The 24,791-nt window shown below is 61.9% G+C and carries 19 protein-coding genes; 16 read left to right on the top strand and 3 right to left on the bottom strand.

All coding sequences use genetic code 11. The annotated features are described in order from the left end of the window. Positions 1 to 188: 188 nt before the first annotated feature. From AC50YL_RS07120 to AC50YL_RS07085, 8 genes are all read left to right on the top strand, one after another. Entirely contained in the window at positions 189 to 1,640 is a 1,452-nt protein-coding gene (locus AC50YL_RS07120; RefSeq protein WP_494830523.1) for an ABC transporter substrate-binding protein, read from the top strand. 60 nt (positions 1,641 to 1,700) lie between these two features. After that, positions 1,701 to 2,600 (top strand): carbohydrate ABC transporter permease, encoded by a 900-nt coding sequence (locus AC50YL_RS07115; RefSeq protein WP_494830521.1) that lies wholly within the window; start codon positions 1,701 to 1,703, stop codon positions 2,598 to 2,600. Between the two features lie 6 nt (positions 2,601 to 2,606). Further along, complete coding sequence (locus tag AC50YL_RS07110) at positions 2,607 to 3,440, top strand: carbohydrate ABC transporter permease (RefSeq protein WP_494830519.1); 834 nt, start codon at positions 2,607 to 2,609, stop codon at positions 3,438 to 3,440. Positions 3,441 to 3,572: 132 nt separating this feature from the next. Next, positions 3,573 to 5,282, top strand: coding sequence for an amylo-alpha-1,6-glucosidase (locus AC50YL_RS07105; protein ID WP_494830518.1), 1,710 nt, complete (start codon positions 3,573 to 3,575; stop codon positions 5,280 to 5,282). A 22-nt stretch (positions 5,283 to 5,304) separates the two neighbouring features. Then, the gene (locus AC50YL_RS07100) at positions 5,305 to 7,521 is read left to right on the top strand and encodes an alpha-galactosidase (protein WP_494830516.1); all 2,217 of its coding nucleotides are present in this window, start codon (positions 5,305 to 5,307) and stop codon (positions 7,519 to 7,521) included. Positions 7,522 to 7,541: 20 nt separating this feature from the next. Further along, the gene (locus AC50YL_RS07095; protein WP_494830514.1) at positions 7,542 to 10,646 is read left to right on the top strand and encodes a glycoside hydrolase family 2 TIM barrel-domain containing protein; all 3,105 of its coding nucleotides are present in this window, start codon (positions 7,542 to 7,544) and stop codon (positions 10,644 to 10,646) included. A gap of 179 nt (positions 10,647 to 10,825) precedes the next feature. Then, positions 10,826 to 11,074, top strand: a complete 249-nt coding sequence (locus AC50YL_RS07090) for a hypothetical protein (RefSeq protein ID WP_494830513.1) — start codon at positions 10,826 to 10,828, stop codon at positions 11,072 to 11,074. A 75-nt stretch (positions 11,075 to 11,149) separates the two neighbouring features. Further along, on the top strand, positions 11,150 to 11,578 hold the full coding sequence (locus AC50YL_RS07085) for a hypothetical protein (protein ID WP_494830511.1): 429 nt from the start codon (positions 11,150 to 11,152) through the stop codon (positions 11,576 to 11,578). Here AC50YL_RS07085 and AC50YL_RS07080 read toward each other — a convergent pair. Beyond that, entirely contained in the window at positions 11,575 to 12,531 is a 957-nt protein-coding gene (locus tag AC50YL_RS07080) for an aldo/keto reductase (protein ID WP_494831188.1), read from the bottom strand. The genes AC50YL_RS07085 and AC50YL_RS07080 overlap by 4 nt on opposite strands. A 208-nt stretch (positions 12,532 to 12,739) precedes the next feature. Beyond that, positions 12,740 to 13,612, bottom strand: coding sequence for an aldose epimerase family protein (locus AC50YL_RS07075; RefSeq protein ID WP_494830509.1), 873 nt, complete (start codon positions 13,610 to 13,612; stop codon positions 12,740 to 12,742). A 221-nt stretch (positions 13,613 to 13,833) separates the two neighbouring features. On the opposite strand from AC50YL_RS07075, the gene AC50YL_RS07070 reads away from it, so the two are divergent. The 5 genes from AC50YL_RS07070 to AC50YL_RS07050 all read left to right on the top strand — a co-directional run bounded on the left by AC50YL_RS07070 (position 13,834) and on the right by AC50YL_RS07050 (position 18,224). Beyond that, a complete protein-coding gene (locus AC50YL_RS07070; protein WP_494830507.1) occupies positions 13,834 to 14,154 on the top strand; it encodes a PadR family transcriptional regulator in 321 nt (106 codons plus the stop codon). After that, complete coding sequence (locus AC50YL_RS07065) at positions 14,151 to 14,708, top strand: HAAS signaling domain-containing protein (RefSeq protein WP_494830505.1); 558 nt, start codon at positions 14,151 to 14,153, stop codon at positions 14,706 to 14,708. Before AC50YL_RS07070 ends, AC50YL_RS07065 begins: the two co-directional genes overlap by 4 nt. Further along, complete coding sequence (locus AC50YL_RS07060) at positions 14,705 to 15,658, top strand: DUF4097 family beta strand repeat-containing protein (RefSeq protein WP_494830503.1); 954 nt, start codon at positions 14,705 to 14,707, stop codon at positions 15,656 to 15,658. Before AC50YL_RS07065 ends, AC50YL_RS07060 begins: the two co-directional genes overlap by 4 nt. A 182-nt stretch (positions 15,659 to 15,840) precedes the next feature. Then, positions 15,841 to 16,728, top strand: coding sequence for a multicopper oxidase family protein (locus tag AC50YL_RS07055; protein ID WP_494830501.1), 888 nt, complete (start codon positions 15,841 to 15,843; stop codon positions 16,726 to 16,728). A 47-nt stretch (positions 16,729 to 16,775) separates the two neighbouring features. Then, positions 16,776 to 18,224: an HD-GYP domain-containing protein gene (locus AC50YL_RS07050; protein WP_494830499.1), complete on the top strand. Its 1,449-nt coding sequence runs from the start codon at positions 16,776 to 16,778 to the stop codon at positions 18,222 to 18,224. A gap of 156 nt (positions 18,225 to 18,380) precedes the next feature. On the opposite strand, the gene AC50YL_RS07045 is transcribed toward AC50YL_RS07050, so the two are convergent. Then, the gene (locus AC50YL_RS07045) at positions 18,381 to 19,274 is read right to left on the bottom strand and encodes a helix-turn-helix domain-containing protein (protein WP_494831187.1); all 894 of its coding nucleotides are present in this window, start codon (positions 19,272 to 19,274) and stop codon (positions 18,381 to 18,383) included. A gap of 421 nt (positions 19,275 to 19,695) precedes the next feature. On the opposite strand from AC50YL_RS07045, the gene AC50YL_RS07040 reads away from it, so the two are divergent. From AC50YL_RS07040 to AC50YL_RS07030, 3 genes are all read left to right on the top strand, one after another. Further along, a complete protein-coding gene (locus AC50YL_RS07040; protein WP_494830497.1) occupies positions 19,696 to 19,887 on the top strand; it encodes a hypothetical protein in 192 nt (63 codons plus the stop codon). A gap of 106 nt (positions 19,888 to 19,993) precedes the next feature. Further along, positions 19,994 to 23,884, top strand: a complete 3,891-nt coding sequence (locus AC50YL_RS07035) for a response regulator (protein ID WP_494830495.1) — start codon at positions 19,994 to 19,996, stop codon at positions 23,882 to 23,884. Between the two features lie 127 nt (positions 23,885 to 24,011). Continuing rightward, on the top strand, positions 24,012 to 24,728 hold the full coding sequence (locus AC50YL_RS07030) for a response regulator transcription factor (RefSeq protein WP_494830493.1): 717 nt from the start codon (positions 24,012 to 24,014) through the stop codon (positions 24,726 to 24,728). Positions 24,729 to 24,791: the final 63 nt, after the last annotated feature.

The raw sequence follows: 24,791 nt of genomic DNA, 5'->3' as shown, positions 1-24,791 counted from the left end.
TGCATGGACGGCGGCGAACCCGTCCGAATCCCGTCCCCCTCCGCCGCGCCATACCCGTAAATCCTCATTCGGAACACCATACGATTACCCGGTAAAATTGGAGTATCCTCTTATACAAACGCTTTCATTCCCCATGCTATCCTTAATTCAGCAAGGAACGATCACGACTTCTCCAAGGGGGATAAGAAATGAGAAAATGGTCCATTATGCTCACGATGGTGACGGCCGCGGCCGTCGTGCTGTCGGGCTGCGGAAGCAATGACAACGGGGGCAACGGGAATAACGGCGGGAACGCCGCGACGACGAATGACAGCGGGGGCAATACCGGCGGCAACGCCGGAGGCGACGCGGCGGCGGGCAACGATGCCGGAAGCTCGAACAGCGGCGAAGTCGTGACGATCCGCACGAACATCACGGACGGCGAGCTGTCCAAGGATCAAATCGCCGAATTCGAGAAAGCGCATCCGAACATCAAGGTCGAGATCGAGACGGTCGACGCGACCAAGTTGGCCGCGGAGCTCGCGACCGGCGACGCGCCGGACGTCATCCGCCTCTCCGGGGTGTTCGACCTGCCGAACTACGTCATCAAGGGCATCGCGCTCGACCTGACGGACCGCATGAATACGAGCACCGTCATCAAGCAGGACGACCTGCTGCCGATCTCGAACGTGTACCGCTTCGACGGCAAGACGGTCGGCGTGGGTCCGATCTACGGCCTGCCGAAGGACTGGTCCAACGACTATGCGATCTTCTACAACAAAAAGCTGTTCGACGCCGCCGGCGTAGCGGTTCCGGATCCGACGAAGCCGCTTACGTGGCCGGAAGTCATGGACCTGGCGAAGAAGCTGACGATCAAGGACGGCGACAAAGTCAAGCAATACGGCCTGGCCGCCAACGAATGGGGCAAGACCGAGCCGAACTTCAATAACCTGCTCCAATACCTGCTGAGCGCAGGCGTCGACGTCAGCGCGGCGGACGGCGCCTCCGTCGACTTCAACCAGCCGGCAGTGAAAGACTACATCGACATGTGGGTCGACGCGGTGAAGAACAACGTCGGACCGAACTCCGTCAACAACGACCAGACGTCCGGCGGCGACCTGTTCTTCAAGGATCAAGTCGCGATGATCATCGACGGTTACTGGTACAGCGGCGCGATTCGCAATAATGAAGGCGCAAAAACGCATCTGGCCGATTACGGCATGCTGCCGACGCCGACGGCGCCGAACGGCACGCGCGTGGCGCCGACGGGCGGCGCGACCGGCGCGATCATCAACAAAGCGTCGAAGCATCCCGACGAGGCGTGGACGTTCTTCGAATGGTTCTTCGGCGGCAAGCCGGCGGACGACCGCGCTTCGACCGGCTGGGGCTTGCCGATCTTCAAGAGCAAGATGGACCTCCTGCCGAAGGACACGGACTTCGACAAGCAAGTCAACGCGGTGCTCCAAGACGAGCTGAACTACACGAGCGAATACCTGAAAGTCAACCCGTACCTCGCGGGCGGCGGCTGGTCGATCTTCGACAAGTACGTGCAGCCGCTGTACTTCGGCAAATCGAATCTGGACGAAGCGATCGGCGGCATGACCAAGGACGCGAACGTCGCCATCCAGGAAGCGAAGGACGCCGTCGAAGCCTCGCAGTAACGCCTACCGGGGAGAGTTCCCAGCGGAACTCTCCTTTCTTCGCATAAAGGAGTGGAAAGCATGAAGGAGAAGACGAAACGTACGATCGCGTTCTATTCGATGATCTCGCCGTGGTTCGTTGTGTTCATCATTTTCGGGCTCTACCCGATGCTGTACGGGCTGTACCTCAGCTTTACGAATTACTATGGCTTCAACATCAAGCATTTGAAATGGATGGGCCTGCAAAACTACCACAAAGCGTTCACGGACTCCGATGCCATGTACTCCCTCGGCCGAACGCTTTACGTCACGGCCTTCAACGTGCCGCTCAGCGTGGCGATCGGCCTCGGCCTCGCGCTGCTGCTGAACCGGCAGGTGCGCGGCGTCAGCGTCTACCGGACGATCTTCTACCTCCCGTCCATCGTGCCGGCGCTGGCCAGCGTCATCATGTGGAAGGTCATCTTCTCCAGCAACAACGGCATTCTGAACGGCATCTTGAAGCTGATCGGACTGCCGGAAGTGAACTGGCTCGGCTACGACTATGCCACGATGTCCCTGCTCATCTTGCTTCTGTGGGGCGCAGGCGGCGGCGTGTTGATCAATCTGGCGGGGCTGAAGGGCATCCCGCGGGATTTATACGAGGCGGCTTCCATCGACGGCGCGACGCCGATCAAGAGGACGATGTATCTGACGCTGCCGCTCATGACGCCGGTGATCTTCTTCAACGTCATCATGGGCATCATCGGCTCGCTCCAAATCTACATGCAGCCGATCCTGCTGAACGGCACGGAGCTGCTCGCGCGCCCGATCCAGCCGAACTATCTGTACTTCGTGCATGCCTTCCAGCAGATCTTCGCCTTCCAGCGGTTCGCGTACGGCATGGCGCTGCTGTGGATCTTGTTCCTGGCGATTCTGGCGCTGTCGGTCATTGTCTTCACGACGAGCAAATACTGGGTTCATTACGAAACGGATCAGGAGTGATAGGACGTGAACACGAAACCGCAAACGCAAAAAGGAAGCGTCCCGCTGTACGCGGCGCTGATCGTGTGTTCCGCCGTCTTTATATTCCCGATGTACCTGGCGGTCGTCAACGCGTTCAGCTCCTGGAATACGACGCCGGGCCTGCTGCCGGTGGGCTTTCATCCGGAAAACTTCAAGTACGCGGTAACCATGATCGACTTCTGGAAATTCGCCCGAAACTCGCTTATCCTGCTCGCGATCACGCTCGGCACCTCGACCTTCACGAGCGGTCTCGTCGGGTATGCCTTTGCGCGCATCTCGGCGCCGGGACGGAACGCGCTGTTCTTGATCGTGCTGTCGACGATGATGCTGCCGGGCATCGTGACGCAAATCCCGCAGTATATCCTGTTCCATAACTATGGCTTGCTCGATACGTTCTGGCCGTGGGTGTTCTGGGGCATCGGCGGCAACGCGTTCTATATCTTCCTGTACCGGCAGTTCTTCGCCTCGGTGCCGAAGGAGCTCGAGGAAGCGGCGCGCATCGACGGCTGCTCGATTCTGCGGACGTATTGGAACATCTTCCTGCCGATGTCGCTGCCGGTCGTGGCGACCGTCGCGATCATGAACTTCCAAGGGTCGTGGGGCGACTTCATCGGCCCGTTCATGTTCCTGAAGCAGGACCATTATCCGCTCGCGACCGCGCTCAGCACGATCAGCTATACGCAGAACGGCTCGAAGCTGGTGCTGCAGTCGGTCACGACCGCGGCGGCGCTCATCATCCTGCTTCCCGTGGTGATCATCTACTTCTTGGGACAGCGGTTCATCGTCGAAGGCATCGTGACGACGGGCGTGAAAGGGTAAGCCGAGCTTGAAGCGGATCGCGGCGCGCATCGGACAACCGGTGCGCGCTTTGCGGTTTTCGGGGAGAGGCGGCGGGGAGCAGGACAAAATACGGCATCCGAACCGATCGGGGCCGATCAGGAGGCGGCAGCGATGAAACTCGATCTCGCGATCATGTCCTACAGCCGTCCCGGCGCATGGCTGGAAATCGTGCGCAGGGACGGCTTTTATCCGGGCGCGGAACCCGGCATTTACATCGGCACGATGCGGAGCGACGCGAATCCCCGCGAAGCGTTCCAGGTCATCCCGCTCGGAGACGATGGGCAGCCGAGCGCTTTCGAGGAAGAAGCGACGCCCGCAGCCGTGACGCTGCGGGCGGCAAGCGGCCGGGTGGAGCTCGTGCTGGACGCGGAGAGCAATCTGCGCGTCCGCGGAACCGGCGCGGGCTTCCGGTTGTACCGGCGGGAGCCGGAGGACCGCGGCTACAAGGCGGATTATCCGTTCGTCTGCGGGCCGAACCGCATCCAAGTCAACGCGTTCCGCTCGCGCAAGCAATATATGATTACGACGCTTCGGGGCAGTGCCGGCATCGACGCGCCGTGGGACGGCATTACGTGCGAGACGATGGCGCTCGATTTCGTGCCGGATGCGGCGAGCGGCATCGCGGAGATCGTGCTCGAGCCCTTCGACACGAGCTGGCGCGAGCGAAGCTACCCGCGCGGGTTCGACGAGTGCTTGGCCGAGTCGGAGCGGTCGTTCCAGGACTGGCTGGCGCGGCGTCCGGCGGAGGATGCGGGGCATCCCGAGCTGCGCGAGCTGGCGGCGTATACGCAGTACGTCCCGATCGTCGCGCCGTCCGGCCTGCTGACGCGCACGACCATGCTCATCTCGCCGGGCTTCAACGGCGTCTGGAGCTGGGACCACTGCTTCAACGCGATGGCGCTCGCCCGCCTGCAGCCGGAGCTGGCATGGGCACAGCTCGTCATTCCGTTCGATTATCAGGACGAATACGGCGCCATCCCGGATTTCGTGAAGAACCGGGAGATCGTCTGGAACTACACGAAGCCGCCCGTGCACGGCTGGGCGCTCCTGTACATGCTGGAACGGACCGATGCGATCGCGTCCGACCTGCTGGCGGAGTTCTACCCCAAGCTGGCGGCGTGGACGGAATGGTGGTTCGCGCACCGCGATTACGACGGCAACGGCATCCCGCAATACAATCACGGCAACGACAGCGGCTGGGATAATTCGACCGTGTTCGGCGTGGCCGGCGCGGTGGAAAGCCCGGACTTGTCGGCGTTCCTCGTCATCCAGATGGAGGCGCTCGCCGAGGTCGCGGCGCGGATCGGCCGGCCGGACGAAGCGCTTGCCTGGCGGCAGCGCGCCGCGGATTTTCTCGATCGTATGATCGCGTATTTCTGGAACGGCGGCAAATTCGTCGCGAAGCGCTGCGCGGACGGCGCGACGATCGACACGGCGAGCCTGCTGCACTGGATGCCGATCATTCTCGGCGCCAGGCTGCCGGAAGCGATCCGGAAGCGGATGGCGGCGGAGCTCGGCCCGTCCGGTCCGTTTCTCACGGCATGGGGGCTGGCGACGGAGCGGCCGGACAGCCCGCATTACCGGGCCGACGGTTACTGGCGCGGCCCGATCTGGGCGCCGGCGGTATTCATCGCGGCCGACGGCCTGCGGCATGCGGGCGAGCGCGAGCTGGCCGGCGAGCTCGCGCGGCGGTTCGTCGCGCTGTGCGCGCGGAGCGGCATGGCAGAGAACTTCGACGCGCTGACCGGCGCCGGCCAGCGCGACCGGTTCCACACGTGGCCGGCCAGCGTCTATCAGATGCTCGCGGTCGATTTCATATAGGGAAGGCAGGGTGAACAAGCATATGAAGCAACCGTTATGGACGGCGGGCAACGCGTCGGTACAGCTGCGTTTTTATGGGGAAGAGGAGCGTTTCTGGAGCATGGCGCTCGTCTCGGGCGCATCCGGCGGCGGCCGGGAATGGACGATCGGCGCGCCGGCCTTCGAGGTGAACGGCGCGCTCATGCCCATCGTGCTGGACCGGATCGAAGCGCTGCTGGCGCCGATAAAGCTCGGCAACGGCACGACGGAGTACCGGCTCGGCGGCATCGTCAAGGGCTCGCCGGCGGTCGGCGCAGCAGATTCGGACGCCGACAGCGCTTCCGGCTCGACCGCCGGAACAATGCCCGCGCCTGCAGACCGCGCGCGCAGGGGCTCATCCGAGACCGAACAAGCCGGCGTATCGGAGCTTCGCCTTGCCTGGATCGTGCGGATCCCGGACGGGACGAATCCGGTCGTCCGTTTTCGCTATGAGCTGTCGTCGCCGGGTGATGCGCGTCTGACGAAGACGACGGGTCAGGACCGGCTGCGCTACGCTTCTGTGTCCTTGGCGAGCTGCACGGAAGCCGCCGAGCTCCGCTTCTCCGAATTCCAGGAGATGACGCACAGCTTCAGCCTGTCCGAGCGTCCGCTCGACGAGCGCCATTTCGACAACGGCGAAGCGGTCATGGGGCCCATGCTGACGGCCGGGGACGGCGGCGAGCATCTGCTGCTCGCCTACGAGCACGGCTCGCAGCTGCCGGAAGCGTTTCTCCGCTTCCGGTTGGACGCGGACCGGGGCGCGGCGATCGAAGCGGTCAAAGCCAATTATTTGGACGGCCAATCGCTGCAACGCGATCCTTACGGCACGGTGTGGCTGCAGGCCGCCTGCACGGCGGGAGGCGAACGGGAGTTGTCCGCCGCGTACCGTGACTTCGTGCTGCATCATTTCGCGCTGCATGCGGCGAGCCGGAAGCCGTACATATTCTACAATACGTGGAATTACCAGGAGCGCCTGCGGAATTGGCGGGGCAAAAGCTACCTGGCGGAGATGAACCTCGCGCGCATGCTGCTGGAGATCGATACGGCGCACGAGATGGGCATCGACGTGTTCGTCCTCGATACCGGCTGGTACGGGAAAACGGGCGATTGGCAGGTTAACCTGGAACGGTTCCCGGACGGACTGCGCCAAGTGAAGGCGCGCTTGGATGCGTACGGGATGAAGCTCGGCCTATGGTTCAACCCGACGGCCGCGGCCGTCTCGAGCCGGATGCTGCGGGAGCATATGGATTGCATCGCTTCGTGGAACGGGGACAAAGGGGAGCCCCAGCCGATCTGGGAGACCGAAGCGAGCCATATGCTCTGTCTCGTCAGCCGGTACGCGGATGCGTTCGCGGAGGAATTGATTCGGCTCGTCCGCGAGGTAGGCGTGACGTATTTCAAATGGGACGGCATCGGCCAGCATGGCTGCAACGATCCGGGCCACGGCCACGGCACGGCGAGTCACTCGCCGCAGGAGCGGGCGGACAGCTATGCGTTCCGGCAGGTGCAGGCGATGGCGCGGATCGCGGATAAGCTGAGCGAGGCTTGCCCGGAGGCGATCGTCGATTTCGACATTACGGAGGGGCATCGTTCGGTAGGGCTCGCTTTTCTCGCGGTCGGTAAATATTTTCTGGTCAACAACGGGCCGTATTTCCACAATTACGACGTGCCGATCGACATGGCAAACGATAACTGGAACTTGTTCTTCTACCCGGGGGCTGCCCGGGACCGGATCTGCCGCGCGCCGCTCGGCTACGACAAGTGGTTTCCGTCCGTGCTGTTCCTGACGCATTACTTGCCGGACGATCCCGCGGGCAACCAGCTGATGTCGCTCGGTTCGCTGATGCTGGGGCAAAACGGCGTCTGGGGCGATCTCCCGGCCGTATCCGAAGCGGGAAGACGGCTCTTCGGCAGCGTGCTGGCGCGGTACAAGGAGATTCGGGAGGACATCACGGCAAGCGATCCCGTGCGGGAAGGAATCGTCGGCGGCGATCCCGAAATTCATGAGAAGATCCACGCGCCGACGGGCAAGGGCGCCGTCGTCCTCTTCGCTTCCGAGCCCGGCATCTACCGCTACGTCACGCGCGGCCGGCCGGACTTCGGCTCGCTCTGGCATACGGACGGAGCCGCGGTGACGCGGGACGCGAAAGGCAGGGCGGTCATCGAAGCGCAATTTCGGGCAACCGGCGCCCATATCGTACTGTTCGGCGCAAGCCAGTAGAGAAGGAAGGGTGACGCAGCATGATCGCAATCGAACGTTATTGGGAAAATCCCGGCCTGCTTCACGTCAATCGCGAAGCGCCCCGGGCGTATTACATCCCTTACGGGGATGCGGCTTCCGCTAGGCGGCGCAGGCGGGGCGGCTCGCCTTATTACCGCACGCTGAACGGCAGCTGGAAGTTTCGATACCGGGATTCCGTGCAGCGCGTCGAGGAACGCTTCTGGGAGGAGGACGCGGACGTCTCCGGCTGGGACGATCTGATCGTGCCTTCCTGCTGGCAGTCGAACGGCTACGACCAGCTTCACTACACGAACGTGGCCTATCCGATCCCGTGCGACCCGCCGTATGTGCCCGATCGCAACCCTGCGGGCTTGTACGTCCGGGAATTCCGGCTCGGCGACGACTGGAGCGGCAAGGAGAAGTACGTCGTGTTCGAAGGCGTCAACGCCTGCTTCTACCTGTGGGTGAACGGCGAATTCGTCGGCTACAGCCAAGGCAGCCGCGTGCCGGCGGAATTTCTCGTGACTCCGCATGTCCGTCCGGGCGCGAACCGGATGGCGGTGCTGGTGCTGAAATGGTGCGACGGCACGTATATCGAGGATCAGGACCTGTGGCGGTACAGCGGCATTTTCCGTGACGTGTACCTGCTGGCCAGGGACAAGGCGCATATCCGCGACGCGTTCAATCGCCAGTCGTTCTCGGAGGGCTTCGGCCGCGCGACGCTGCGGGTGGAGATCGAAACGACCGGCGACGCGCGGGTTCAAGCGGAGCTTCGCGATGCCGGCGGAAGTTTGATCGCGGCAGGCGAGGCGCAGATCGCGGGACAAGGCGCGATCGCGCTGGAGGTGGAGGCGCCGGTGCTGTGGAACGCGGAAGCGCCGTACCTGTACGAGCTGTCGCTGCGCTGCGGCGGGGAGACGCTGCTGTTCCCGGTCGGATTCAAGCAGGCGACGACGGACGGGGGCGTCTTCCGGATCAACGGCCAGGCCGTCAAGCTGAAAGGCGTGAACCGCCACGACTCGCATCCGAGCCTCGGCCAGACGATACCGCTCGCGCACATGATCGAGGACCTGAAGCTGATGAAGCGGCATAACGTCAATACGATCCGCACGTCCCACTACCCGAACGATCCGCGCTTCCTGGAATTGTGCAACGAATACGGCTTCTACGTCGTGGACGAGGCCGATCTGGAATGCCACGGCATCGGCATGGCGGAGGATTGGAAGGACGGTGCCTTGCACCGGTTGTCCAACGATCCGGCGTGGAGGGAAGCGTTCGTCGAGCGCGCCTCGCGGATGGTGGAGCGGGACAAGAACCAGCCTTGCGTCGTCCTGTGGTCGATGGGCAACGAATCCGGTTACGGGCCGAACCATATCGCCATGGCGGAATGGACCCGGACTCGCGACGGCTCGCGGCCGGTTCACTACGAAGGCGCGGCGGCGGGGTATAAGGGACACGAGGATACGGGCAGCCTCGACGTCGACAGCCGGATGTACGCGTCCGTGGAGGAAATGATTCGTTACGGCGAGGATCCGGGCCAGACGAAGCCGGTCTTCTTGTGCGAATACAGCCATGCGATGGGGAACGGACCCGGGGATCTGCAGGATTATTGGGACGTGATCTACCGGTACCCGAATCTCATGGGCGGCTGCGTCTGGGAATGGTGCGATCACGGCATCGCGCAGGTCGCGGCGGACGGGCAGGCGTATTTCGCCTACGGCGGCGATTTCGGCGACAAGCCGAACGACGGGAATTTCTGCATCGACGGGCTCGTCTCGCCGGACCGCAAGCCGCATACGGGACTCTTGGAGCTAAAGCAAGTCATCGCGCCGGTGCGGTTCGAAGCGAAGCATGACGGAGCTGCGGAGAGCGGTTCCGTGACCCTGACCAATCTCCATGATTTCATCGGCTTGTCGCATCTCGCGCTGCATTGGAAGCTGGAGCGGGACGGCGAGCTGCTGCGCCAGGGCTGGATCGACCGGCTCGAAGCCGCACCGCACGCGTCGCGGGAGCTGGAGCTTCCGGTCGGATGGAGCGCGTCGGCCGACGGCGCATGCGACCTTACGCTGTCCTGCCGGTTGAACCGGGAGACGGCATGGGCCGAGGTCGGCTATGAGATCGCGTTCGGGCAGTTCCGGCTCGGCGCGGCGGCGGGGCTGGCACCTGCCGCGAGCGGCGGCGCGTACGCAGGGCAAGCCTCGGCCGGATTGCCGACGGCCGGCGACGCCGAAGTCGTGCATGCGGGCGGGGCGGCCGCGCTGCAGGCCGTCGAGGAAAACGGCGTCCTGCACGTAAGCGGACTCGATTTCCGCCATGCGTTCGACCTGCGCCTGGGCATGTTCGCCGGCATCTCGAAGAACGGCGTGCAGCTGATCAAAGAGCCGGCGCGCTTCCAAATCTGGCGCGCGCCGACCGACAACGACCGGAACGTCCGCGCCGCGTGGGAGAACGAAGGCTTCCGCCGCGCCGAGATGAAAGTCTACGCGTCCGCATGGGAACGCCAGGCGGACGGCACGATCGCGGTCAGGGTCCAGTTCTCGCTCGGCGGCTACATCCGGACGCCGATCCTGCAGGGCGAAGCGCGCTGGACCGTGGACGGTTCCGGGGTCATCCGCCTGCACGCGGACGTGAAGGTGAAGGAAAGCGCGACGCATCTGCCGCGCTTCGGCCTCGAGCTCGTCATGCCGGAAGGCAGCGAGGCCGTGGAGTACTTGGGCTATGGACCGCATGAGAGTTACGTCGACAAGCGACGCAGCGTGCGGCGCGGCAAATTCCGGACGACCGTGGACGGCCTGTTCGAGTCGTACGTCATGCCGCAGGAGAACGGCTCGCGCTACGGCACGGAATGGGCGGCGGTCACGAACGCGCTCGGCATGGGCCTGCGCCTCGAAGCGGCCGAGCGCTTCTCGTTCCAGGCGTCGCATTATACGGCGCTGGATCTGACGGAAGCGGCGCATACGTACGAGCTGCGGCGCCGCAAGGAAACGATCGTGAACGCGGATTGCCGCATGGGCGGCATCGGCTCGGCGTCCTGCGGACCGGAGCTGCTGCCGGCGTATCGCTTCGGCGAGAAGGCCTTCTCGTTCGAGCTGACCGTGCGGCCGGTATTCGCGGAGGATGAATAGGGCAGGGTGGACTTGGTGGCGTTCGCGGGAGCTCTGTTGCGGTGCGGTCATGCGAAGGAGCGATATTGCGGCCTTGCAGGGTGAAACTGCGTTCAATGAGTGAACATGCACGCCGCTCCGCGAGGCTTGATCGCGTCCCTCGAGTACGTTCGTGCTCCACGAGGCGGAATTGCGATCGCATGTTCCGCGAGGCGATTTGTGTTCATCAAAGTAACACTTCTGCTCCGCGAGGCGAAATTGCTGCAATCGTGCAGGAATTTCCGCGCCGAAGCGGTCCTTTGGTCCGAATTGATGCGAAACTGCAGCAATTTCGACGGCAGGAAGCGGCTAATCGTGATTCAAGCTTGAAAAGCTGTACTTTTACAGCAACTATGATCCAAGTGAGCACCGGACGTGAAATTGATGCGTTTGTGCAGGAATCTGAATAGGAAAACGGGGCTGGTTCCGGTCGTGAAAATGACCGAGGCTGGCCCCGTTTCTTATCTCGATTATGGCTGCGATGCTTGAGGCGAAAAACGCTAGAGGGCGGCAGGTGGAGCGGTTCGATCGCGTCGATCGTGGCGCACGAGTCGTACCTCGCGCCAAGCGGCTCACTTCGCATTAAGCGGTGTACATCGCCAAGCGCCACAAGCCGGAGCCAAGCGCCGCAAGCCCGCGCCAAGCGCCACATGCCGGCGCCAAGCCCGAGCCAAGCGCCACATGCCGGAGCCAAGCGCGTAAGCCCGCGCCAAGCGCCGCAAGCCCGAGCCAAGCGCCGCAAGCCCGAGCCAAGCGCCGCAAGCCCGAGCCAAGCGCCACAAGCCGGCGCCGAGCGCCGCAAGCTCGCGCCAAGCGCCGCAAGCTCGCGCCAAGCGCCGCAAGCTCGCGCCAAGCGCCGCAAGCTCGCGCCAAGCGCCGCAAGCTCGCGCCAAGCGCCGCAAGCCCGCGCCTAGCGCTTCCCGCAAAGCTCCGAAAGCTCCGCGAGCTCGCGAAGCTCGTCCGCGCCGAGAACGAAGGTCATCGCGCGGACGTTCTCCTCCGCGTGATGCGGCTTGGAGGCGCCGGGGATGGCGAAGACCGTTTCGCCGTTGGCGTGAATCAGCCAATTCAGCGCGACTTGGCTCGGCGACGCCGTATATTTGGCGGCCAGATCCTCGAGGCGCTCGATCAGCGGCTGCGTTCGCTGCAGGCCGGCGGGCTTGAAGCCGGAGGAGAACCTGCGCGGACCCTTGATGCCTTTGACGAGCGCTGGATTGCGGTGGAATTTACCGCTCAGGAGCCCTTGCTCGAGCGGCGAATACGCGATGATGGCGATGCCGAGCTCCTTGGCCGTTTCCAGGATGCCGTTGCGCTCGATCCGGCGGTCGAGCAGGCTGTACTTGACCTGATTGGACGTGAGGCGCAGGCCGTGGGCGCGCAGCGCCTTGTCCGCTTCGCGCATTTTCGCCGCGGAGAAGTTGCTGACGCCGACATGGCGGATGCGTCCGGCCTTCGCGAGCTTCGCCATTTCGTTCATTTCGGCGGTCGCCGAAGAGAAGGAGTACGGCTGATGCACCTGGTACAGGTCGATCGGCCAGCCCTTCAGCCGGCGCAGCCGCTCGTCGATCGTCCGCGGAATGCTGCCCGCCGTGCGCAAGGCCGGCCACCATTTCGTCGCGACGCGGACGTCCGCGGGCGAAGCCCCGGTTCCGTTCAGCGCATCGGCCAGCGCCTCCTCGGACCGGCCGCCGCCGTACACCTCGGCGGTGTCGAACCAGTTGATGCCGCCGGCGAGGCTGATGCGCACGATCGAAGCGATGTCTTCGTCGCTCAGCACCGGCCAGAATTTCCCGACCAAGCCGCTCCCTTTGCTGAACTGCCAGCAGCCGAGGCCGAGGGGGGACAATTCCAAGTCCGAACCGCCCATCCGCCTAAGCTTGACCGGCGTGCTTGCCAGTTCCGCGAGTGCGCCTTCCTCCGTTCCCCAAGTCAGCTCCGTTTGCCCGGCCCGACTAAGCCCGGCCGGCTCCGTCTCCCCGTCCAACCCCTGATGTTCCGTTTGCTCCATGTCCGAATCTCCCTCTCTCCTCAATATCATCCATGGTCATCGGGCCGCGTTCGCGAGGCTGCCGCGGTTAACGCGAGTATCCGATCGTAAACGCCAGATCCAGCTCCTTGCCGGCATCTAACCGAGGCAATTCATCCCGCGTATTGAGCGCGCTGTTCAAGGCCATCCACGGCTCCACGCACAGGAACGGAGAGCCGTTCACCTGCCAAAGCACGACGTACTTGAATGCCTCGCTGTACGATAACGCGACGGTACCGCCGTTCGGTCCGGGAAAAGCGATCCGGCGCTCCGAAGCGTCGAGCAGCGCGACGGATTCCTTGAGGCCCGTCAGCCGGACGGCGCCTTCGATCGGCTTCACGGTATTATCGTTGTAGTCGAGGTATTTCGTTGCGTCCGTCTCGTAGACGAGGTCCTTGCTCTCCGTGCGGAAATACGGATGGAAGCCGGCGTAAAACGGCATGCCGCGATCCGACAGATTGCGATAGGTCTGGCGGATGGTCAGCTCGCCGTCCGCTAACGCGTAGGTAAACAGAAGCTCGAAGGCGAACGGGAATTCCGCGAGCGTGCCCGCATCGCTGCGCAGGCGGACCGTCAGCGACGCTTCGCCCTCCTCGGAGGTGGAGACGACTTCCCAGGGACGGTTGCGCGCGACGCCGTGATTGCGCATCGCGTACGTTTGTCCCTCCCATTCGAACTTGCCGTCGACCAATTGCCCGCAAATCGGGAACAGTACCGGGTTGCCGCCCCGGATATTCGCCTGCGGATCCAGGAATGACGCCCGGTCGAGATAGAACAGCTCCTCGCCGTGCAGCCGGCAGCTGACGGCAATGGCGCCGCGCTCGGGGCAAACGGTAACCGAGGAGCTTGTCCCGGCGTCCTTCAGCGTGTAAAGCGGATAACCATCCTCGTGTTGCATGACTTCGTAACGGGTTTGACTCATTCGTAATTGGCCTCCATTTCATTCGGGCGAGATGTGAAAATCATACCATATCGCATGCCCCAGACTAAAGGCTGCCCAAATTTTAGAAATTATTGCTCAGCTATATTGCAATGTAGAATAGCTGGTGATATAGTATAGCTATCGAGCGAAAGCCGATTATTTTTTCGGCCAGCTATTCTACAATGCTTAATACTCAATGATAACCAATAGGGGAGCTGCGAATGAATGTGCAATTTAAGAAAGGCGTGCTCGACTTGTGCGTGCTGGCGTTAACCGCCTGGGAAGACCGGTACGGCTACGAGCTGGCGGTCACGATGTCGGCGAAGTTCGAGGTTGCGGTCGGCAGCGTCTATCCGCTGTTGAACCGCTTGACGCAGGAGGGTTACTTCTCCACGTACCTCAAGGAATCGAACGAGGGTCCGCCCCGCAAGTATTACAAGTTGACGCCGCAAGGTCATACGCATCTGATGGGCCTGGTCGGCGAATGGCGGAGCTTCTCCGTCGCTGTGGATGAACTCATTAAGGAAGGTGTAGAGCGATGACGAGAGAGCAGTACCTGGGACAGCTGTGGGACCTGCTGGCACCCGTGCCTGAGAAGCAGCGGAAAGAATGGATGTACGATTACGAGGAGCATTTCCGCGTCTCGGCCGAGCTTGGCCGAAGCGAGGAGGCGGCCGCGGCCGAGCTCGGCGATCCGCGGATGATCGCGAAGGAAATGATGCTGAACTACCGCGTCGATCAAGCGGACCGCAAGAGCGGCAGCATCACGCTCGTATCGCGCGCGGTGTTCGCGGCCGTCAGTCTCGGCTTCTTCAATCTGATCTTCGTGCTCGGGCCGTTCATCGCCATGATCGGCGTGCTGATCGCGCTCTGGGCCGCCGCCATCGGCGTGGCGCTCTCCTCGCTCGCCGTGATGTACGAAGGATTGTCCGGCGGCGCGTTCACGAGCGTGCAGGCTTCGTTCATCGCGCTTGCCCTCATCGGGCTCGGCATGCTGCTCGGAGCCGGCTCGCACTGGCTGACGCGCGCTTTCGCTAAGCTGACGCTGCAATATTTGAAATTCAATTCCAAAGTGATAAGGGTGAAAAAAGGATGAGAAACTGGATCGTGATTGGCCTCATTCTACTGGTGGTCGGATTGATCGGCGCGTTCGGCACGTTTGGCTCCAAAGGCGACTTTTCGTTCGGGACGGAAAAGGTGGACCGGCAGCAAACGATATCGGGGGACGGCGTTCGGAACATCGAGATCGATACGGGCAGCGTCGACGTAAAGGTCGTTCCCGGCACGGGAGACGAGGTGAAGGCAAGCCTGACCGGCCGCGCCAGCAAGAAGTACCTCGACAAGCTGGAACTCAAGCTCGCAAAGGAAGGCGATACGCTGAAGGTCAGCTTCAAGGATCATATCGGCTTCCGTTTCGGCTTCAATATTCTGAACGTCAACCTGAAGCTCGAAGTGCCGCAGCGGCAGTATGCGTCGCTCAAGCTGGATTCCGGCAGCGGCGATAATGCCGTCGGCGGCCTTCAATCGGATACCGTCGTGCTGGACGGCGGCTCCGGCGACATGGATTTGAACGGACTGCAGAGCAAGACGATCACCGTCTCCATCGGCAGCGGCAATCTGAACGCCTCGGAAGTGAAGGCCGATGACGGCATGAAGGTCGAGGCGGGCTCGGGCGACGTGACGGTAAACGGTCTGGCGTCGAAGCTGATCGACGTGAACCTGAGCAGCGGGGACATCGACCTTGCGGATGCCGATGCGGAGTTGAAGCTCGAGACGGGCAGCGGGGACATCACGGTAAAGCAGCAAACGCTGAGCCGTCCGGCCGCGCTCAAGACGGGCAGCGGCGACGTGGATTATTTGACCGGCGAGCAGCCGGCGGACGCCGAGTTCAGCTTCAGCACCGGGTCGGGCGATCTGGACAACGATTGGGACGGCGTCAAGGGCATGTTGGACGACGACGGCGTGCATCATCTCGTATTCGGCAGCGGCTCCGTGCCGGTGCAGGTTCATACGGGCTCAGGCGATCTCGATGTAGGGAAACGGTAAAAAAGCAATAGGGCTTTGGCTGCTAAACGAGCGGTCGGAGCCCTGTTTTTGCGTCTATGGAACTACATTTTACCTGACGAAAAACCGATATTCTGAAAGAGAGAATAATTACCGCTTACGTCGGCATTTCCCGCGGCCGGGCCGCATAAACTTCGTTGGTTACGACAAGGGAGGGATTGCGGATGGTGGAGTCGCCGGACGTGCCGCTTTTGCCTTACGCGCTTCATGACGGCGTCAAATGCTTCGAGCTGATCGCGCAGCCCGTGCGGCAGGAGCTGCTTCCGGGATTGTTCATGCAGGGCTACGGCTACAACGGGTCGATTCCGGGACCGACCATCGTCGCGGAGCCCGGGGACCGCGTGCGCATTCGCGTCACGAACCTGCTGCCGGAGGCGACGAGCGTGCACTGGCACGGACTCGACGTGCCGAACGCGATGGACGGCGTGCCGGACATCGAGCCGTCTCCGCTGATTCAGCCCGGCCATTACGTCGATTATGCGTTTCAGATCATCAATCCGCCCGGCACGCACATGTACCACAGCCACTATGAAACGGTTCGCCAGGAAATGATGGGGCTTGGCGGACTATTCATCGTATGGGACCGGCACGAACGGGGGATCGCCCGCGATTTCGCGTACATGCTGCAGGCATTCGCGTTGACCGGTTTGGCGAAAGGCCAGCTGAGCCCGGGCACGTTCGCGGTCGATCCGCTGTCCGACGGCTTCAATTTCTTCACGATGAACGGCCGCTGCTTTCCGCATACGACGCCGCTTCGCGCGCGGCTGCGGGACAACGTCCGCATCCGTATCGCCTGCCTCGGGATGCAGGCGCATCCCATGCACCTGCACGGGGCGCAAATGCTGGAGACCGCATGCGACGGCAACGCCATTCCCCCCGCGAACCAGCTGTTGAAAAGCACGGTGCTCGTCGCGCCGGGCGAAACGCGCGACATGCGGTTCAAGGCCTGGAACCCCGGCAACTGGCCGTTCCATTGCCATATCCCGCATCATAACGCCAACAATTTTACGCTGCCGACCGGCGGCATGTTTACCACGATTCAAGTCAGCTAGGCCATAACGCCGAGAAATTGAAGGGACAAGGGAGAGGAATCCAAAGCATGCACGTACAACGCAAAGCCGTCATTGGCCCTATACTGACCGCCGTTCTTCCGATTGTCCTGTTCGAGTGGCTGCGCTCGGACCGGGCTGCCGACATTACGCTCAAGGCGCCGCAAGGCCATTTCGTCTTCGTCACGCTGGTCGCGGCGCTCGCGATGGTCGTCGCGCTGGCCGTCGGCCTTGCGGGCCATCGGCTTCGCAACATCAAGGTCAGCTTCATGTCGCTCGCGTACTTGTCGCTGGCCGGCGTCTTCCTCCTGCATGGCCTGACGACGCCCGGCTTCGTCGTGCATACCGGCAATTTGCCGGCCATGTTCGCGCAGTTGAGCCTGTTATTGACGGCATTATGGCTCTGCCTGTCGGCGGCTTCGTCGGATCATTGGTTTATCCGGGGCTTGTCCAAATGGCGGCAATGGCTGATCCCGATCTGGCTGCTGCTGCTCGGGGGGCTGGCGTGGTTCACCGTCCGCATGCCGCATGACATGGATACGATGCCTTTGAAGAGCGGGCCGTTCAAATGGGCAGCGGTCATCGTCACCTGCGTCGCCTGCCTATGGACGATGTACCGTTACTGGCAGTCGTACCGTCACGCCGGCTTCCCGCTGCAACAGGCGATCGTGTACGGCGTGAGCTTTATTCTCGCCGCCCAGTACATTATCGTCGAAGGCACGAATTGGCGCCTGAGCTGGTGGATGTACCACGTGCTGCTGCTGATTTCCCTGCTGGTGATGGTCGTCGGGCTGCTCCGGCAGTATTTCTCCCAAGGGTCCTTCAGCTCGTCGCTGCGCGTGCTGTTCCAATCCGATCCGCGCGCTTGGCTCGAGGCGTGCAAGACGCCGAGCGTGAAGGCGCTGATCATGGCCACGGAAGCCAGGGACGCCTATACGGCGGGCCATAACAACCGCGTGGCGCTCTACGCGCTTCGCCTTGGCGAGGAGATGGAGCTGTCCAAGGACAAGCTTCGCGCGATCGCCCAAGGCGGCGTCGTCCACGACGTCGGAAAGCTCCGGGTGCCGGATGCGATCCTGAACAAAGCCGGGAAGCTGACGCCGGAGGAACGCCTCGTGATCGAGCGCCATCCCGTCTCGGGCTACGACATGTGCAAGCGGCTCGGCTTCATGGGCGACGAGCTCTCCGTCATCCGGTCCCATCACGAGAAATGGGACGGCACCGGGTATCCCGATCGCCTGCGCGGCGAAGAAATCCCGCTGCTCGCGCGCATTACCGCCGTCGCGGACGTCTACGACGCCCTGACGTCATCCCGTTCTTACCGGAAGGCGATGTCGCACGAGGAAGCGATGGCCATCATCGTCGAAGGCAGCGGCGTGCATTTCTGTCCCGCCTGCGTCAAAACGTGGCAGCGGTTGGCCGCCGCGGATGCCGAATTCTTCGCCGAGATCGCGGCAAGCAGCCGGACGCTTCGGCTCGTTCGCCATGCAGCGCTGTAACGCGCGGTTTCATTCACCGATTAATGCTGTACCGCACCTTTTCGGTTATCGGGCAATGCTGTACCGCACCTTCCCATTCAAAAAGCAACGCTTTAATGCACTAAACCGTGAGGGCGCAAAGTCCCGCGGTTTTTTCATTTCGGCGATCAGTCGCGATCAGGGCCAGATCTCGTGCGGCGCTACTTTTAACGCATTCGCGATGAGCAGGGTCGTTTGGCGCTGGGGCCTGCTTATTTTGCCGTTGCGCAGCTTGGAGATGGTTTGCAGCGATATGCCGGTAGCGGACGATAGTTCCTGGGCGGACATGTACTTGCGGGCCATGAGCACTTTCAAGGTAACGGACGGATCGACGGCGGTGGAGCGGTTCTCGGCAATCGACTGAATATCGGTCACGATGAAGGCGATATTCTTCAGGCTGCCGTCCCCATGGAAGAAAGGGCGGTACGTGATTTGCAGCTCAAGCTGCATGGAGTCGGCTAATCGCTTGGTGTGGACGATGATGGTGTCGGTGCGGCGATGAAGCGCTGCGAGCCTAAGCGATGAGAGGATGCGTTCGCGCTCTTTTTCCTGGAAGAATTCGTTCAGCGAGGCCTCTTCCACGCGAAACAAACGGTCGACGACGGGCGAAGGATAGTACTTGAAGTATCGTTCGATAATGAATCGGTCGTTCAGGATGCCGGATAAGAGCACCTGTCCGGTATTGCCCATGCCGTCGATCCACGATTTGGCGCTGATGTCCTCGACGGTCAGGAGGAAGGCCGAATCGTTCGTGTCGGCAAGCGCCTCGCAGGTCAGCAGCAGCCGAAGCGGATCATCGCTGGGCATTCGCTTGACCAGGGATATCTCGTGCTGGTCGTCGGAGCGAAGCGTGTTGCTGCTCCATTCCGAGAACAAGCGGTTCGGCGGCAGGCCCTCGAGCACGTCTCTGGGGAAACCGACCAAACGGGAAAATGCGTTGTTCGCCAGATTGAAATGGCAATCGTCGTGCTGGTCGACGACGACGACGGCCAGCGGCGTTTTCAGGTTTTGAAAGACAGCGGTAGTCAGCATCACGGGCATTCCCTCACAATCTGTAACTAGCTGGTTTATAGAACAGTATAAGAGCGCTTCTCCTACTTTTCAACTGGGACTATTTAAAAAAACGGACCGGATTTTTTTCCGCGTTTAGTTCTGAAGGATGAGATCGCTCGCACCGCCCGGAGATGCTGGAGAAGTGCGATTCGGAGCTTCATGAAAACGTAAGGATGACAAGAAAATTTTTCCAAATTCCAGATGCTGGGTTCTGTCTCCGCAGAACTCGATTTCGCGAGTCGCGCCGCGGATTTGCGGGCTTTTCAAACCTCACATTATCCGGCATAATCAAGATGCGAAACCGCAGCAAGAGATACCTACACCGAGGGGACGATTCCGGATGAGAAATTGTACAGTCGAGGCGTGCGACAAACCTGTAAAAGCGAAAAAAATGTGTTCCATGCATCATCAACGCTGGCTCAGGCACGGCGATCCGGACATCATCAAAGTTCGCCAGGCCGCGGAACCGACCGCTTGCAAATGGGTCAATTGCGTCAAACCCTCGATCAGCAAAGGCTTCTGCTCCAAACATTATTATATTCAACGGCTCCAGCAATTGCAGGGACAAGCCCGCATGCAGCCGAACGCCTGACCCATCTGACCCCGCTCGACAATCTCGCAATCTATAAGCTATGAAGCATTTTCCTCCCAAGGTATAATAAGGGCACTAGGTCCTAATGTACGCAGGAGGGTTCCGCTTGGGTAAATTTTCGCTCCGGACGAAAGTGCTTGTCCTCATTCTCTTCGTGACCGCCGGCGTGCTGTCGATCGTCGGCTACGGCAATTATTCGGCTGCCAGACACACCGTCATGGAGGCGCTCGTCGACAAGGCGGGCACGAACGTGCAGAGTACGGCCGGCAACCTGGCTTCCTGGATCGATACCCGGCGCGCCGAGGTGGAGGTCATGAGCCGTACCGATCAGGTGCGGTTCGGCTCCGCCCGCGATCGCCTGGACTACTTCCGCAATGAAATCGACCGCTCCGCTTCGCCGTTCAAGTCCATCGGCTTCGCGGATCCGGCCGGCCGGACGGAGCTGAACGGCGGCGACGTCATCGAGATCGGGGACGAGGACTCTTTTCCCGCGGCCATCAAAGGAAAAGTCGTCGTGACCGATCCGTTCGCCAGCAGGCTGGACGGGACGCCGATCGTCGCCATTCGGGTGCCCGTTTATGACGAACGAAACATGATTGCCGGCTTGGTCGATGCCTCCATTTCCACCGAACAGGTATTCCGCGAGCAGCTTCGCGTCCGGATCGGCAAATCCGACGGCGCCTTCGTGTTCAACGATGACGCCCTTATCATCCAAGCGCCGCAAGGGGGCGGTCCGCTCGCGGTTTCCGCTTCCATTACGTCCCCGGAGCTGCCCTTCCAAGCGGTCGCGAAGGACATGCTGGAGAAAACCTACGGCGTCGCTGCGCTTCACGGGAAAGCCGGGAGCTCCATGCTGTTCTACGCCGCGGTTGAGGGCACCAATTGGCATATCGCCCTGAACGTGCCGATGCAGGAGATCGAAGCGCCGCTGACGGCGATCAAATGGCGGTCCATTATTTCCATCGCCGTCGCCGAAGCCGTTCTGACCATCCTCTTCTTCTTGTTCTCCTACCAAACCATTCGTCGCATCAAACGGATTCTGACCGTCACGGAAGCGGCCGCGGCCGGCCGGTTCGACGTCAGCGACGTCCGGGACGAGGGCGGCGACGAGCTCTCCCAGCTGTCCAAATCCGTCAATCAGATGAAGGTGCATCTCAGCGGCATGTTCAGCCAGATGGACGCCATGATCAATCAGAACCAATTCGCCTTCATCGTGCTCGACAACAATTACCGCGTGACGTATTTCAGCAAAGCCGCGGAACAGATGCTCGGCTATACAGCGGAGGAGGTCCTTCGCAAGGCGACGCCGCTCGACTTCATCGACCCGCAAGACATCGCCATGGAGGCGGAGCGTCTGAGCGGCAGGTACGGCAGGCCCGTGCCGGCGGACCTGACGGTATTCGAGCTGCTGCGCCGCGACCAGTTCTCCTACGAGCGGGAATGGCATTACGTCCGCAAGGACGGGACGCGGTTCCCGGTCGCGCACAGCTCGAACGGCATGCTGAACCGGGAAGGCCGCTTCATCGGCGTCGCCGGCATCGCCCGGGACATCACGCAGCAGAAGCAGGCCGAGAAGGCGCGCAACCAGCAGCTCAAGGTGATGGGCGCCGCCAAGGATCTGATCGCCACGTTCGACGGCCAGGGGCAGCTGCTCTACATCAACGAAGCGGGCAGATCGATGCTCGGCATCCAATCGCCGAACATGAACGTGAACGAGGTGCCGAAGCGCACGGTCGCCGAGCTGCTCGACGGCATCGAGGACGCGCGGACGCTCGGTTACCGGGAGAACGAGGCGCTGCTCCGCACGCTGCAGGGCGAGTTTTTTCCCGTTTCCAAAATCCTGGTCGCCCACCGCGACGACGATACCGGGGAGATCTTCTACTCCTGCATCGCGCGGGACATCTCCGAAGCGAAGCGCGTGCAGTTCGAGCTGGAGCATGCCAAGCGCGAAGCGGAGAGCGCGAACGTCGCGAAGAGCCACTTCCTGGCGCAGATCAGCCACGAGATCCGCACGCCGCTCGCCGGCATCATCGGCCTGACCGGACTGATGCAGAAGACGGAGCTGACGTCGCTGCAGCTGGATTATTTGCACAAGACGCGCGATTCTTCGCAGGCGCTGCTGGCGATCATCAACGATATCCTGGATTTCTCCAAGGTCGAGGCAGGCCGCATCGAGCTGAACGAGATGCCGTTCGACCCGTACAGCCTCATCCAGAAGCTGACGGAGATGCTCAGCGTGTTCGTCGGCGGCAAGGAACGGTTCCAGTTCATCGCCGATACGCCGCGGCTGCTGCCGGAGCTCCTGATCGGCGATTGGCTGCGCATCGAGCAGATCCTGCTGAACCTCTGCATCAACGCCATCAAGTTCACGGAACACGGCTACGTCCGGCTGCGGCTTCATCTGCTCGAGGGCGGGGAGCCGGACGGCCGCCGCGCGCGCATCGCGTTCAGCGTGGAGGATACGGGCATCGGCATGACGGAGGATCAGCTGGGCAAGCTCTTCAAGCCGTTCATGCAGGCCAACGCGGAGACGAACCGCAAATACGGCGGCACGGGCCTCGGCCTGGTCATCGTCAAGCGGCTGGTCGAGCTGATGGGCGGCTCCATTCAGGTCGCGAGCGAACTCGGCAAGGGCAGCCATTTTTCGTTTACGCTGGATATGGCCGTCGCCGCGCCGCCGCTCGCGGACCGGTTCGTGATCCAAGCGGGCAGCGACTGCTCCGTATGGGTCGTGGAAGACCATCCGCTGATGAGCGAGCGCCTGTGCGCCGTCATCGAGGACAGCGGTCTCATGCCGATTCCGCTGCAGTCCTGGAAATTCGCCCACGAGCGGCTGATCCGCTCCGGCATCGGCGTCAGGCCGTTCGCGATCCTGCTCGATTTCGAGATGCCGGACATGTACGGCGAAGAAACCTGGCATGCCATGCAGGCAACGGCCTTGGAAGCAGGGGTCAAGACGGTCGCGCTTACGACCGCCTACGGCCGGGAGGAGCTGCTGAAGCTGCCGCCGGAGAAGCGCCCCGACGCGATTCTCGTCAAGCCCGTCACGCGCGTCAGCATGTTCAAGGCGCTGCTGACGCTGTTCGACGGGACGGACCGGGAGGCGGCGTCCGGCGCGGAAGAAGCGGCGGCCGCCTCCGCGATGCCTGAGCGGCTGACCGGCACGATTTTGCTGGCGGAGGATAATTACGTCAACCAAGTGGTGGCCGTGGAGCAGCTGCGCGAGCTGGACTATATGGTCGATGTCGCAGAGACCGGGACCGAGGTGCTGCGCATGCTGACGGAGAAGCGCTACGACCTTATCCTGATGGATATTCACATGCCGGACATGGACGGCGACGAGGCGGCCCGCATCATCCGCCAGGATTCCAAGTACGACCGGCTGCCCATCGTCGCGCTGACGGCGAACATCATGCAGGAAGACCACGACCGTTACATGCAGCTTGGCATGAATGACGTGCTGACGAAGCCGGTAGATCCCGGTACGCTGGCGAAGGTCATGGCCAAATGGCTGCGCTACGGCAAGGAGCTGCGCGTCGACGCGGCCAAGGCCAAACCGAAGGAACGGGAGGCGCCGAGCGCCGTGTACGTGCCGGTATCGCCTGCGGACGACGGCTGGCTGGACCGCGGCGTGCCCGGCTTGCGGCTGGACGAGGCGCTGCAGCGGGTGAACGGCAAGCGCGAGATATTGACGCATATGCTGAAGTTATTCGTAAGGGATTACCGGCATTTCGACGCGCGCTTCGAGGAGACGCTGCTGGACGGCGACTATGCCGGCGCCCGGCGGATGGCGCATACGCTGAAGGGCGTTGCCGGCAACCTGTCCGCCGCCGGACTGTCCCGGGCCGCGCAGGAGCTGGAGCGGCTGCTGAAGGCGCCCGGCGATGCGCCGTCCGAGGCGGACATCGCCGCGGCGGCGGCGGAAGTGAGCGCGGCGCTGCAGGGGCTGCTGCGCGAATTGCAGAAGGGAATGCCGGATTTCGACAGCGTATCCTAACAATTTTCTAACAATCTATTGTTGGGTTGATCTTCCTATTGTATATTAATAGTAAGAAAGCGCGCCTGATTGTACGGCTCCGCGGTTGGTGTCGAAATCGACGAATCCCTTCACGAGGTGAAGTATCATGTATAAGCTCTTGGTTATCGAAGATGATGTTATGATGAGCGATATGCTGTCCATGTACATGTCTGGCGAGGGCTATGAGATCAAACAGGCAGAGAATGGCGAGCAGGGACTGAAACTTCTCGAGCAGTTCGTGCCGGATGTCGTATTGCTGGATCTCATGCTCCCGGATTGGGACGGAACCGAACTTTGCATTCGGATGCGCCAGCATTCCACCGTGCCGATCATGATCGTTTCCATGAAATCCGACGTATCCGAACGCGTGCAGGCGCTGCGCGCCGGCGCCGACGATTATTTGTGCAAGCCGTTCAGCATGCACGAGCTGAGCGCCCGCGTCGAAGCGCTCATCCGAAGAGCGCGTCTGATGCAGCCGAACGCGGCCGGTCGCCCGGAGGAAGCCGGGCAGGCATCGGAGAAAGAGATCAAGCTGGATTCCGAGCGCAGGCTGCTGCTCGTCCGCGGCACCTTCGTCGAGACGACGTTCTCCGAATTCGAGATCATGAAGCTATTCCTCACCCACCCCGGCAAAGTGTTCAGCCGCGAGGATCTGATCAACGCCATCAGAGGCTTCGATTCGTTCGTCACGGATCGCGCCATCGACGTGCATATCGTCAATCTCCGCCGAAAGGTGGAGAAGAACCCGAAAGAACCGCACTATATCCGCACGGTATGGGGCGTCGGCTACAAATACGTCACCGAGGTGGAAGCCCCTCACTAATACTTTCCTAACAGTTCCTTGCCGCAAGTCCGACTTTGCGGCAAGGGGCTTTTTTTTTGTTTT

It is taken from the genome of Paenibacillus sp. J22P277, from assembly GCF_059383675.1.
This window is presented reverse-complemented; position numbering and strand designations above follow the sequence as displayed.